Source organism: Marinobacter salexigens, from assembly GCF_002806945.1.
In the GTDB taxonomy this organism is placed as follows: Bacteria; Pseudomonadota; Gammaproteobacteria; order Pseudomonadales; family Oleiphilaceae; genus Marinobacter; species Marinobacter salexigens.
In genome coordinates this window covers 604255-617503 of record NZ_NIHC01000001.1, presented here as the reverse complement: position 1 = coordinate 617503, position 13249 = coordinate 604255, and the positions used below count along the sequence as shown (strand labels likewise).

10 protein-coding genes are annotated in these 13249 nt (G+C 54.6%); 4 read left to right on the top strand and 6 right to left on the bottom strand.

Going from position 1 to position 13249, the window contains the following annotated elements; translation table 11 throughout:
• The first annotated feature begins 1 nt into the window (after window position 1).
• The gene (locus tag CDH47_RS02855; protein ID WP_100638303.1) at window positions 2-694 is read left to right on the top strand and encodes an MOSC domain-containing protein; all 693 of its coding nucleotides are present in this window, start codon (window positions 2-4) and stop codon (window positions 692-694) included.
• Here CDH47_RS02855 and CDH47_RS02850 read toward each other — a convergent pair.
• Window positions 685-1590 (bottom strand): U32 family peptidase, encoded by a 906-nt coding sequence (locus CDH47_RS02850; RefSeq protein ID WP_100638302.1) that lies wholly within the window; start codon window positions 1588-1590, stop codon window positions 685-687. The genes CDH47_RS02855 and CDH47_RS02850 overlap by 10 nt on opposite strands.
• Window positions 1591-1603: 13 nt before the next feature.
• Window positions 1604-2599, bottom strand: coding sequence for a ubiquinone anaerobic biosynthesis protein UbiU (gene ubiU / locus CDH47_RS02845; RefSeq protein ID WP_100638301.1), 996 nt, complete (start codon window positions 2597-2599; stop codon window positions 1604-1606).
• A 291-nt stretch (window positions 2600-2890) separates the two neighbouring features.
• On the opposite strand from ubiU, the gene CDH47_RS02840 reads away from it, so the two are divergent.
• Complete coding sequence (locus CDH47_RS02840) at window positions 2891-4918, top strand: methyl-accepting chemotaxis protein (protein ID WP_239985551.1); 2028 nt, start codon at window positions 2891-2893, stop codon at window positions 4916-4918.
• A 66-nt stretch (window positions 4919-4984) separates the two neighbouring features.
• On the opposite strand, the gene CDH47_RS17655 is transcribed toward CDH47_RS02840, so the two are convergent.
• The 3 genes from CDH47_RS17655 to hemN all read right to left on the bottom strand — a co-directional run bounded on the left by CDH47_RS17655 (window position 4985) and on the right by hemN (window position 8686).
• On the bottom strand, window positions 4985-5116 hold the full coding sequence (locus CDH47_RS17655) for a putative transporter small subunit (protein WP_239985550.1): 132 nt from the start codon (window positions 5114-5116) through the stop codon (window positions 4985-4987).
• Complete coding sequence (locus tag CDH47_RS02835; protein ID WP_205077488.1) at window positions 5116-6798, bottom strand: sodium:solute symporter family protein; 1683 nt, start codon at window positions 6796-6798, stop codon at window positions 5116-5118. The genes CDH47_RS17655 and CDH47_RS02835 overlap by 1 nt, the downstream gene beginning before the upstream one ends.
• A gap of 469 nt (window positions 6799-7267) precedes the next feature.
• Window positions 7268-8686 (bottom strand): oxygen-independent coproporphyrinogen III oxidase, encoded by a 1419-nt coding sequence (hemN, locus tag CDH47_RS02830; RefSeq protein WP_100638300.1) that lies wholly within the window; start codon window positions 8684-8686, stop codon window positions 7268-7270.
• A 241-nt stretch (window positions 8687-8927) separates the two neighbouring features.
• On the opposite strand from hemN, the gene CDH47_RS02825 reads away from it, so the two are divergent.
• Entirely contained in the window at window positions 8928-10460 is a 1533-nt protein-coding gene (locus CDH47_RS02825) for a cryptochrome/photolyase family protein (RefSeq protein WP_100638299.1), read from the top strand.
• Between the two features lie 9 nt (window positions 10461-10469).
• On the opposite strand, the gene CDH47_RS02820 is transcribed toward CDH47_RS02825, so the two are convergent.
• Window positions 10470-12158, bottom strand: a complete 1689-nt coding sequence (locus CDH47_RS02820; RefSeq protein ID WP_100638298.1) for an HAD family hydrolase — start codon at window positions 12156-12158, stop codon at window positions 10470-10472.
• A 156-nt stretch (window positions 12159-12314) separates the two neighbouring features.
• Here CDH47_RS02820 and CDH47_RS02815 point away from each other — a divergent pair, with 156 nt between their 5' ends.
• Window positions 12315-13226, top strand: coding sequence for a cation diffusion facilitator family transporter (locus CDH47_RS02815; RefSeq protein ID WP_100638743.1), 912 nt, complete (start codon window positions 12315-12317; stop codon window positions 13224-13226).
• Window positions 13227-13249: the final 23 nt, after the last annotated feature.

The window sequence follows — 13249 nt, the reverse complement described above, 5'->3', positions numbered from 1 at the left end:
AATGGCAAATGGCGTTCTGATTAAGCAGCTCAGAATTGGCAGCTTGGAAAGACTTGCAGGCACCGAAACCCTCACGGGCATTCATAAGCAAGAAATTGAATCGGCCTACCTGAACGTGAATGGCCTGAGCGGTGATCAGCAGGGCGACACACGCCATCATGGCGGGCCGGAAAAAGCCCTTCATCATTTTGCCTCAGACCACTATGTGCGCTTGCGTTCAGAGCTTCCTGACCCAGCTTCAGGGCAATGCGAACCGGGCGCCTTTGGTGAAAACCTGGTGACAGAAGGATTCACCGAAACAGATGTGTGTGCCGGCGATACCTATCAGCTAGGGGAAGCGATTCTTCAGGTATCTCAACCTCGCCAGCCATGCTGGCGGCTGAACCTGCGCTTTGGCATTCCGGACATGTCCCAAAGGCTACAAAACAGCCTCCGAACCGGGTGGTATTACCGGGTATTGCAACCCGGCAAGATCAGCAAAGGAGACACCCTACTGCTCAAGGAGCGCCCCCATGCAGACTGGCCTCTTAGCAGGGTGCTGTCGATACTCTACGAGCACCCTCTGGATTTGAGTGCACTGGCATTGATGGCCGGCATCAGCGAACTTTCTCCCAATCTGAAACAACTTGCAAACCAACGCCTTGAAACGCAGCAAGTAGAAGATTGGAAAAGACGGCTATTTGGTCAGGCCTGAGCCTGACCCGTTACAAGATCCATTCCAGGCTTGCCATACCAGTACCCGTTACAGGGGGGTGCTTCCACCAGCTGTAACGGATCAGTTGATGGGATCTCCCCTCGGCGCATCTGATCAAAGCGGCGAACAACCTCTTCCATCCCCTGATGCTCCGGGCTTAGGCGCACAGTTGCCACACCCATTCGCTCCATGCCTGGCATTTCCCGCATCAGGTCGTAGCGCGAGCCAGAAAGCGTGGATGTGCCATTCAGGCGAAACAGTTCCTGGGATTCCCTGGAGCGCAGTTCCAAACCATCCGGGTGCTGCAGGCAACGGAATTCGCAATTATCTTTAGGCAGATTGTAGTGCCGCGCAGTAAAGCAGCGGGATGACCAAGCCAGAGGCAAAAAGCCCCAGGCAAAGACTTCTGCAGGCAAATCCAACCCTTCCGCTTTTAGCTCAGCAATCAGTTGCTGCAAGGTTTCCTGGCCCAACTCTACTGGCAAGCTCCACCCCTTCAACCCCTGCTTAGCTAGTAGCTTCAGGGTGGCGCTGTTGTATATGTTCATTGAAGGGCCGGTCACGAACGGCAGGTTATTTTGAGTGGCCAACTGGAGTGCACTTTGGTCATTCGCCTCGACCAGATAATCCTGTTGGCTACAAATTTTACGCAATGCCCGCAAGTCCGCCTCAGATTCGATCAGGGTTTGCGTAGAAAGCACCACCTGCTTACCGGACTCTTTGAGCACACTGGCAATCTCTAGCCAATCCGCCAGCTTCAGCTCGCGGCGCCGGGAACACACGGTTTCCCCCAGGTACACTGTATCAACCGGCCATTCAGCCGCATTGGCGTAAAAATCGAACACGGATTGCTTGGACCAAAACCAGAGAATCGGGCCCAGAGAAAGCTTCATCATGGGTTATTCAGCCTCATTTCCATTTGCGGTGATAGGCGCCGATGGTGGTCAGCCCACCTTCCGACAAGCCCGACAAGGTTTTATTCCAGGCAGGATCCACCAGAAAACCGTCTGCGCCAGAATCCAATCTGTTCAAAGCTTGTCGCCAGGTACGCGCGACATCGGCAATATACGATGGGCTGCGCTGGCGCCCTTCAATTTTCACCGCACTGATTCCTATTTCTTTCAACTCGGGTAGCAGATCCAGAGTATTCAAACTGACCGGTTCTTCAATAGCGTGGTAAACACTCCCCTCCACTTCAAAACGGCCTTTGCAAAGGGTGGGGTAGCCGGCAGATTCCCCTTTGCCGTATCGGTCAATGAGCACATCATTGAGGCGGGATTCCAAACCCTCCGCAGTTTCCTGCCAGCGCACGGCTTTAGCCGGCGAGCAGGCACCACGGGTATTGGGTGATTCATCAGTAAGATAGGATGAGAGGTAACACCGCCCTTCTGCCATGATGCACAAGCTGCCAAAGGCAAATACCTCAAGCTCTACCGGGCTATGCTTGGCAACACCGCGCACCTGATCTATGGACAAAACACGGGGCAGAACAGCGCGGCGGATATCAAAGTTATCCTTATAAAACCTCAGTGCTTCATAGCTGGTGGCCGAGCCCTGAACCGAAAGGTGGCGATGAACTTGTGGGTGTTTATTGGCGGCATATTCCAGCAAGCCCATATCGGCCAGGATAATGGCATCCACACCCAAAGCAGCTGCACGATCAATAGCAGACTTCCAGGTTTCCCATCCGTCTGGCTGCGGGTAAGTATTGATAGCACAGAACACCCGGGCACCTTTGCTGTGCGCATACTCTATGCCCTCACCCGCGCGTTTGTCATTAAAGTTGAGGCCTGCAAACTGGCGCGCGTTGGTGCTGTCTTTGAACCCCAGATATACGGCATCGGCTCCGTTATCCACCGCCGCCTTCAATGCCGGCAAGCTACCGGCCGGGCAAACAAGTTCCATGGGCTGTCTCCACGTAAAAGTTATAGAGACCATACGCGGCGCGATCTTCCCGGGCATTGACCTTTATCAGCGGAGTGGCCGATATCCGCTATATTTCACTTTCTACCCATTCAGGGTTACTCCACGCACCATTACGTATAGCCTTGCTTTCAACCATAAAATCAACAACATAGCACTTTGAAACAAGAAGTTACGAGCTCATACCTACCCCCTCACTACCTCGTCCTGTGAATAGCAGGAGCGGCTACACTTGACCAAAATGGGCGCCATTCACAAACATGAGGGATCCCGATGAAAAACATCATCAACAACCTCTCCATGCGAGGAAAACTCATCACACTTGTGATGCCGGCCTTGCTGGTGATCGTCTATTTTGCGATTGAAAGCATTGTGGTAAATAGCGGGCAACTGAGCGACATGCGACAACTGCGCGCATTGGTCCAGCTCGCCAGTATTGGCGACCCTCTGATTGAGTCTTTACAAAAAGAAAGGGGCCGTTCGGCGGTTGTCCTTTCAGCTGGTTCCGATCACGCCGCCGCCCGGCGGGCCGTGCAAGCGCTTACCAGCCAGCGTCAGGAAACCGATGACCGTATAACAGACTATTACTCTCGTCTGGACAACCTGCGGCAGGATACGAGCTTCGGGCCGGAAATCAGTACCAGTATTCAGGCCGTTTCCCGTAGGTTGGCAGACATCGGGCAACTTCGTCGCAAGGTCGACAGCGCCTCCCTGGAAGCTCTGGAAGCCGGGAAGCAGTACACCCAACTGATTAACGGACTGCTCAGCCGGATACCTTTGGTTATTGCCCGCTCAACCGACCCGACACTCACCCGCGATACGAATGCCTACTATGCCCTTGCAGAAGCTGCTGAGGCAGCAGGCAAGGAGCGCGCTACCGGAGCAGCCTTTATCAGCGGCGGTGATTTTGATCTTCCCGGGCTCCAACAAGTTGCAGCGTTCAAAGGCCAGCAGGAAGCATTTATCCGGGAAGCTGGCGCCATGCTGCCCCCAGGCTCTGCCTTGCTTGCCACACTGAATAGCCAGCCCGCCACCAACGAGAGCCAGGATCTGCAAGCAAAACGGGAGACCCTTTTCAGCAGTCCATCGGGCATGTATGCGTTGGATTCAGCCGAATGGTTTGAAATAGCTACCAAACGGCTGGAGAGCCTGAACCGCTTGCGTAAAACATTGCTTGACCGTACATCAGCCGCCGCCATTGATGGCCTTGCGAGTGCCCGCAACGAGCTAATGATAGCGTCCGGCATTGCTGCCCTGGCCATTATTGGCGTGCTTGCATTGATGTTCTTTATGGTCGGCGCAATAAATCGCCAGATCAACAACCTGCTAGATGGCGTGCAATTTGCGATGGACAACAAGGACCTTACGCAAAAAATCCCTGTTTCCGGCAAAGACGAAGCTGGAAATATCGCGCGCGCTATCAACGAACTGTTCAGCCGGTTTGGCAACGCACTTCAGCACATCGACAGGGCCAGCGTACAACTGGCCACAGCGACTGAAGAAACCAGCTCAACCGCTGACCAGAATGCCACAGAAGCTAAAAGCCAGCAGGAACAAATAGAACAGGTTGCAGCCGCTACCGAGGAAATGTCGGCTACGTCTGAACAGATTTCCCAGAACACCCAGCAAGTGGCAGAAGCTGCCAACATGGTTATGGAAAGAAGCCGCACGGGTGAAGAGGTTCTGCAAGGCAGTGTCAATCGCATCCACTCCCTGGCTCAGTCAGTGAGGGACGTAAACGATGTGATCGAGGAACTCGAAACCCGCAGCAGTAGCATTGCCGAAGTTGTGGATGTCATTCGCAAAGTGGCCGACCAAACCAACTTGCTGGCCTTGAACGCCGCCATCGAGGCCGCGCGGGCGGGCGAGCACGGCCGGGGGTTTGCGGTTGTAGCCGACGAGGTTCGTGCGCTGGCGCGCCAGACCCACGACTCCACTACGCAAATTGAAGACATAGTGGATGGCTTCAAAGTAATTACCGAGAACGCCAGCCGTTCTATCACCGCCAGCCACAAGCTTGCCCATGAAACCAGTGAGCAATCCTCTGAGCTGGAGCAAACGTTCGCTGCCATTCTTGGCGACGTCAACGACATCTCCGGCATGGCCAACCAGATTGCTGCCGCATCGGAACAGCAGGTTGCCGTAACCCGCGAACTGGCAGGGAACATGGAAGCCGTTAGTGAGGTGGCCATACTGACGCTCACTGGCTCGCAGGAGATCTCCCATGTTACCGCAGAGCAGGCGCGGTTGGCGCGACAACTGCAAGACCTGGCCAACGAGTTCAAAGTAGTAGTGGCCTGAGTGCCTATGCTCAAAATAAAAACGGGAGCCATAGGGCTCCCGTTTTCATGTCGTTTCATCCACGCATCAGACCATGTCGCGGTCCGACTGGCGCGCCTGCACGGCATCCTTGATAACCGCACCGCAAATGACAGCCAGCACCCCCAAGGTCAATACCGGCCAAACCAGAATATAACTACCATAGACGAGTTCACTCATCAGTGTGCTCCTTCAGGAATCATTGTGGGTTCATTTTCTTCTTTATCTGCAGGCACGTCGTAACTGCCAACGCGCTGCTTGATCAGGTCAAAATCAAATCGTTCTTTACTGCGCAGTGTCATGGCAGTACAGACTATGGCGCTGGCGCCGTATGCTGTGAGAGAAGCGGTAAGCACCATGTAGTCCCGCAGAAAACCCGTGGCGTACACCAACAAAATCAGTCCCGAAACCACGCCAACCCCCAAACCTACTGCGCGGCCAAAGAAACCAAATGCCATAAGCCCGAATACAACGGCGCCACCAACCGATGCCAGTATTTCAAAGAAAAGTACCGTGGCTCCGGTCATTTCCAGCAGCTCAAAGCGCGCGATACAGAACAGCGCCATAGCAATAACCACAGACCAGGTGAAGGCCGCATTGGTTACCCTGTCCCAGTAACAGCTGACAATAACCGGGAATACAATGGCCCCCCACAGGGCGCCAACAAACACCAGCATCACCAGGATATCCAGCGAGAAACTGGCAAAAATCAAACCCGCCACAGTTGCAACAATCATGGTCGAGCGACCAACCAACAGCATTGTTTTGGGGTTGGGGTCATTCTTCGCGATGTTTTTGCCGTAAATATCGGCCATCACTATGGTAGACAAGGCAGACAAATCCGAATCCGCGGTGGATGACAGAGCCCCGATCACCAACACGAAGAACAAGCCCACAAACACCGGGGGAAGATAGGTGGAAACCATTTGCGGAATCAGGTTGTTCATGTTGCCGTTTACCGGCTCCACACCCACGGTCAGTGCCATCAGCCCGATCATGCCAAGACCGATAACAATGGCACCATAACCAAGCGTCGCTGTAACAAAGGTCCGCTTGATGTGTTTCTCACGCACCGCAAACAAGCGCTGGGATATGGTCTGGTTACCGATAGCATACGCCAGAACGGCAACAAAAAACGGCGCCCCCTGGTTCATGATGGCATCGACCGAGAAAAAATCGGCTTGCTCGCTGGTGAGGTTCTCAAGGCCGCTGACCATGACCGATGGCCCGCCCACCGCAAACAGCACCGCAGGAATGATCACTACCGTTATCGCCATCAAGGCAACAAGCTGGGCGAAATCCGTGAAAACGGAAGCCCGGAAACCCGAGGTCAGGGTATAGCTGAGCACACCCACACCGGCAACCAGCACGCCAGTTTGAAACGACAAGGGCGACAGTACTGATACCAGGGCACCCGCAGCGGTGAAGTTCACCATCAGGCTGATAATACTGCCGAGAATGTTGGAGCCGGCCAGTATCAGCTGGCTGGAGGAGCCATGGCGTGCGTGGATGAGCTCTCCAAGGGTATGGCCATTGGGCGCCAGTTTGCGAAAACGCCGGCCAAACGGGTAGATGAACAGGATCATCAAGGCGCCCCACAGGCCATAATGGATCGGTCCGGACACGCCATAGGTATAACCGGATGTAGCCGCCGCATAAAAAGACGCTGCCCATATCCAGGTTGCGGTCATACTGGCTGCACCCATGCCAAAGCCTACGTTATGGCCGGCAACCATAAAACCCGATGTATCTTCTTCTTTTTTGCGTATTAGCAGGGTGAGCAGATAAGTACCGCCATAAAAGCCCACCAGCAAGATCATGATTGTCAGTATCGAGAACTGAACAAAGCCACTTTCGTTCAAAACACAACCTCTTTACGACCACAGTGCCAATTGAGCAGGCGCCGAACACATTTATTCGTTTACCTGCGGCACAGATATTCAGAAAGCCCGCCAATCGCGGAAAATGAACAGTGCGAGAACACCGGTGCGGTGTCGGCGAAAAGCGGAGCCGCTATTTCGCCAAGGTATGAGAGTCGCTAAAGAAAGCGGAGGTGTATGTACAGCCTGGAAATTTGTTTAGTAGTCATTGTAATTGCAGCCCCTTTGGCCCTGAAGTCAGCTGGCAGAGGCTATTTTCTTCCGGCCGCAATGCAAGCCGAAAAAGAGTGTATTACAAGCGCAAAGCCATTGAATCAGGGAAGTTTTTTCTAAGAATCCTGAAAAGAAGCTCTAGAAGTTACGCCAAACAAAGGCAGTAGTCCAGTCTTTAGGGGTCGTAACAAATTTCCGGGGCACAGACTGCCCCGGGGGAAGACAAGATAAAACGAGGTCAGATAATGCGAGAGAATCGCTGGCTTGCACCTTCCTTGCGGTAGAAATCGAAAATCTGGCAAATGGCGCGAATCAGCAGTCGCCCGGCCGGCTCAACCTGCAAAACCTGGCCATTATCACTAATCAACTCATCGGCCATCATCGGCCGCAACCGGGCCAGCTCATCCGCAAAATACTGGTCAAAATCTTCCCGCCATTCAGCAGCAAACTGCTGTCGATCCAGGCGGAACTGACAAATAAGCTGACCAATTACCCAGCGGCGAATGCGGTCATCCCGAGTCAGATTCACACCTTTGGTGATGGCCAGTTTGCCTGCATCGATGGATGCCTCCCAGGCGGGTAAATCGTGATTATTCTGGAAGTAGGCATCGTCAGTCTGACCAATGGCGGAAACCCCCAGAGACACCAGATCGCAGTCTGAATGGGTAGTGTAACCCTGGAAGTTCCGGTGCAATTTTCCGGCGCGCTGGGCCACCGCCAGGCTGTCATCCGGCTTGGCAAAGTGGTCCATACCTATGTATTCGTAACCCGCTTCCAGAAGCCGGTTAATGGTGTTGTGCAGAATGGTCAGCTTTTGCTGGGGCGTTGGCAGCGTATCGTCCTTGATCCGGGTTTGCGGGTAAAAGCGATCCGGCAGGTGCGCGTAACTGAACACCGACAGTCTGTCTGGTGACATTTCGAGAACCGCTTCCAGAGTATCCGAGAAACTCTCCGGGGTCTGGTGGGGCAAGCCGTAAATCAGGTCCAGGTTGATGGAGCCGAAGCCGAGGTGGCGGGCTTCCTTGAGCACAGCCTCGGTCATTTCCCGGGGTTGTATGCGGTTAACCGCCTTCTGGACTTCCGGGTTTACATCCTGCACCCCAAGGCTGATTCGGTTAAACCCAAGCTCCCAGAGGGTTGGCAGGGTGTCCTGATCCACTTCCCGGGGATCAATTTCCACACTGTAATCATGCTCAGCATCGTTTTGCAGGTTAAACAACTCTGCATAGCCCCCCATGAGCTCCTGCATGACATCCCTGGGCAAAAACGTGGGGGTACCACCACCCCAGTGCAACTGCTTTACTGGCCGGTCCGAGCCGAACAGCTCAGATTGCATGGCCGCTTCCTTGAGAACACGCTCCACATAAGGCATGGCCTTATCGCGCTTTTTGGTGATCACCTTATTGCACGCACAGTAATAACAAAGGTGCGCGCAAAACGGCAGATGGGTGTACAGAGATAGCGGACGGTTGCTGGCCTTGCTGCGGGCGGCTGCCTCCACCATCTGTTCCACCGGGTAGCTCTGGTTGAACTCCACCGCCGTGGGGTAAGAGGTGTATCGAGGACCACTGAGATCGTAGCGCCTGATCAGCGCATCGTCCCAGATAAATTCCGGGAGTGTGGATTCAGCTGTTTGTGGTGCGGAATCGGAAGCCATAATAAACACTCTGAGCGTGTAATGTGTGGGATCAGCCGTGATGTAAGGGCATTGTATGCTAACCGGGCCAGGCGCATGTTGATGCGAGTCATCTTGGCGAATACCGGAATTTTATCAGCTTGAAACATGAACTACCCTTGTGCCTAGTGCGTATTCTGGCTACCTACTATGGGTAAGTACCCCCCAGCCCTTCTCAGGTGCGCAAGCCTGAAAGCCCGCCGACACACGGAGCATCCCCCCCATGACCAACCTGATTCTGATTCTTGGTGATCAGCTGACAACCGATATCAGTGCCCTCGAGGGAGCTGACCCGGAACGCGATACCCTTGTTATGGCGGAAGTTCATGAGGAGGCCAGCTACACCAACCACCACAAGAAAAAACTGGTTCTGCTGTTCAGTGCCATGCGCCACTTTGCGCAGCGACTGAAGCAAGACGGCTGGCAGGTTCACTACCAGCATTACCACCCGGACAACAAACATCAAAACCTTGAAGGCGTTATATCCCACCTCCTTGAAGACTTGCAGCCAGACAAGATCATCACAACCGAGTGCGGCGAATGGCGCCTGCACGATCAGATAAGCCAATGGCAGGAACGGCTTGGCGTGCCGGTAGAAATCCGCACCGACACCCGTTTCATTGCCAGCAAAAAAGAGTTTGCAGACTGGGCCGAAGGCCGCAAGCAGCTGCGTATGGAGTTCTTCTACCGGGAAATGCGCCGCAAAACCGGGCTATTGATGACTCCGGACGACAAACCGGAAGGCGGCAACTGGAACTTCGATGCCGACAACCGGCGCAAATGGAGTGGCAAACCACCCGCGCCTGCGCCCTTCAGGATTGAGCCGGATACCATAACCCGTGAGGTGATTGATCTGGTTGAGCAGCACTTCCCCGATCACTTCGGCACTACAGAGGATTTTCACTTTGCAGTCACGCCGGAGGAAGCACAAGAAGCCCTCGACTACTTTTTCGAGTTTGCCCTGCCCTGTTTCGGCGATTATCAGGACACCATGTCTGACACAGAAGACTGGCTATTCCACTCGATTCTCTCGCCCTATATCAACTGCGGCCTGCTCGACCCACTCGCTGTGTGTGAAGCCGCCGCAAGAGCCTGGTACGCCGGGCAAGCACCCATCAATGCGGTAGAAGGTTTTATCCGCCAGATTCTTGGCTGGCGCGAGTTCGTGCGGGGTATCTATTGGCTGCACATGCCGGGTTATGCCAAGGAAAATCGCCTTGGTAACATCCGCGCCCTGCCCTGGTTTTACTGGACCGGTGAAACGAAAATGCGCTGTATGCACAAGGCCATCGACGCCACCCGGCGCAACGCCTACGCCCATCACATCCAGAGGCTTATGGTGACCGGCAACTTCGCACTGCTGGCAGGCATCGCACCGGATGAAATTTGCGACTGGTACCTGGCTGTTTATGCCGATGCTTACGACTGGGTAGAGCTGCCCAACGTGCTGGGCATGGTAATGCATGCCGATGGCGGCTACCTTGGCTCAAAACCTTACGCCGCCAGCGGCAAGTATATTCAACGGATGTCTGACCACTGCGCCAACTGCCACTACAAGGTCAGCAAAAGTACCGAATCGGACGCTTGCCCGTTCAACTCCCTGTATTGGCACTTTATTGACCGGCACCGGGCGGACTTCGAGGGCAATCCGCGCATGGGTATGATGTACCGCAACTGGGACAAGCAGAAGCCGGAGAAACGCGAAGCCCTGTTGAAGCGGGCTAATTATTTGCTGGAACACCTGGAGGAGCTTTAAGCCAACCCATCAGGGCGGCCCAACCTCGCACGCCAGCACCAACGCCCAGAATTCCGAGAAATCATTCACCACCACATCCGGCTTGTCCGGATGCTTGTGAGTGCCAGGGAATATCCGGTTCAGCCAGGGCAGATCCCACTGTGCGCCGTTGAAAAACACGGAGGTCATGCCCGCGCGCTTGGCGGCAATCACATCCGTGGTGCTGTCACCCACGTACCAGACACTGGGGTCGGGCGGGTAATCCAGCTTCTGAACCGCCAGCAAGAGCTGATCCGGATGGGGTTTGCGCAGGGGTGTATCATCGCCGCAAACGTCCACATCAAACAGCTCCACCCAACCTGTATCCTCCACCGCCGCCAGTTCGTGTTCGAAAAACTCCCGGTCGCGATTGGTGATAACTCCCACCTGAATGTTCAGGCGGCGCAGACCTTCCAGCACGGCACGGACTTTAGCCTCAAAGGCTTTTACGGTGCCGTAATGATTGCGGTAATGGTGATTGAAGGCCTTGTGAGCAATCTGCTTTGCTTCCTGATCATCACCGAACAGCACTTCAAAGATATCCGTGCGGGAGATTTTGCGGTCGGCCTTCACCTTGGGGTGAAGCTTGGCAAACTCGCGCACATAAGCCACCAGTTTTGCATCTTCCGGCGTTTTACTGTCTTCAGGGGCAACCATGCGCTCCATCAACCCGAGTTTGTAAAAATCCGGGAACATGTCATCCACAGCGTGGTACATGGCATCCAGGGTATCCACCAGCGTGGCGTGCCAATCAAACAGGATCACCTCAGGCCGTATGAGCTTGACCACAGCGGGATGCCAGTCGGGCTCTATGCGAGGTTCCGGGCGCTCTGGTGGCGGGAAGGGAGAAGGCCTCACTTCCGCTGGCAGTTGCAGGAACTTCTCCGGTTCCTCACGCTCAATCAGGGCCAGTAAATCCATAAGCTCTTCAAAACTGTCCAAAACCGCCACGGGCTCGTCCCGGCGGGTAAACCAGCCTCGAATCCGGTCCGCCTCCCATTGGGCACCGTTATAAAAAACGCCGGAAATCCCGGCACGGTGGGCAGTTAGCATATCCACGTAGCTATCACCCATGTACCAGGCACGCCCGTTCGCCGGGAGGTTCATTTTTTCCAATATGGTGTGGATCACCTGAGGGTCAGGTTTGTATTCCGTAACATCATCAGCGCAAATGGCAACTTCAAAAAGATCCTGCCAGCGACCCTCGTCAACGGTTTTCAGTTCCTTATCGAAAAACTCCCGGTTTCTGTTGGTGGCCACGGCCAACCGGATGCCCATGGCCTTCAACGCCGACAAATATTCGTAAGCACCCGGCTGAAATGGCCGAACCTGCCCGAAGTAACGCCGGTAGGCCTGATTGTAGGCTTGGTGGGCTATCAGTTTGGCCGCTGTATTGTCACCAAAAATCGCATTGAAAATATCCGTCCTCGATACTCGCCGCTCAGCCAGGATACGCGGGTGCAAACGCCGGAATATGCGAATGTATCGTACCAATCTGGCATCGTCTTCGGTGCGGCACTGCTCTTCTGGTAACAGCTGACCCACCAGCCCCAACTCTTCCAGTTGCGGCAGCATGTCTTCCATGGCGCTGAACATGGCATCGTGGGTGTCTACCAGAGTCCCATGCCAGTCAAAGATCAGCGCCGAGGGTGCTACCACATGCCCTCTCAAGCGTTCCATAAACAATCCTCTGGCTATTCAGAATCCTGTGATTGCCGCCAATCAGTTAACGCCATATTGACCAAATATACAAAAGCCGCTCCAATGTGGCTTGGCCCTGTATCAGTTACAGGGTTTTTACTGGCACAAATCCACTTCATCGATTCAGAGCCCTTCATGCACAACCACAGTCACGGCAACGGTCACAGCCACGCAGAACACTTCGACACCCATAACCGTGCATTCGCTATTGCGGTCTTTCTCAACCTCGGGTTCGTGATCATTGAAGCCGTTTATGGCGTGCTGTCGGGCTCTCTGGCTCTGCTCGCGGATGCAGGGCACAACCTGAGTGACGTTCTGGGGCTGATTATGGCCTGGGTAGCCAGTTGGCTGGCCAGTCGCAAAGCCACAGACCGCAATACTTATGGCCTCAAGAAAACCACCATTCTGGCGGCGCTGTTCAACGCCCTGTTTCTGATTGCCGCTGTTGGTGGCATCGCCTGGGAAGCCATTCGCCGGTTCAATGAGCCCGCCGAAGTGGTAGGCCAAACCATCATTATTGTCGCCAGCATCGGCGTGCTGATCAACGGTGTGACCATGCTGCTGTTTCTCAAGGGCCAGGAAGGAGACCTGAACATTCGAGGTGCATTCCTGCACATGGCTGCGGATACGCTGGTGTCGGTGGGCGTAGTGATTGCGGGGGTTATTATCCTGCTCACCGACGTGCGCTGGATTGATCCCGTTGTCAGCCTGGTCATCGCGGTGGTGATTTTTATCGGCACCTGGCGGTTACTGAAAGACTCAGTCAGCCTTGCGGTGGATGCGGTGCCCAAGAGTATCAATCCAAGTGAGGTGCTTGAGAAGCTGAAGGCCCTGCCCGGCGTGGAGTCGGCCCATCACCTGCACATCTGGGCGCTCAGCACCACCGAAAACGCGCTGACCGTGCATCTGATAAAACCGGATTCTACCGATGATGATCAAGTGATCGAACAGGCCACCCACATGCTGAACCACGAGTTCAATATTCAGCATGTGACCATTCAGTGGGAGCGCGCCCTTACTGGCTGCCCGAGCGCTTCGGGGTGCTGATTGCCCGACAAGCGCTGAGTCAG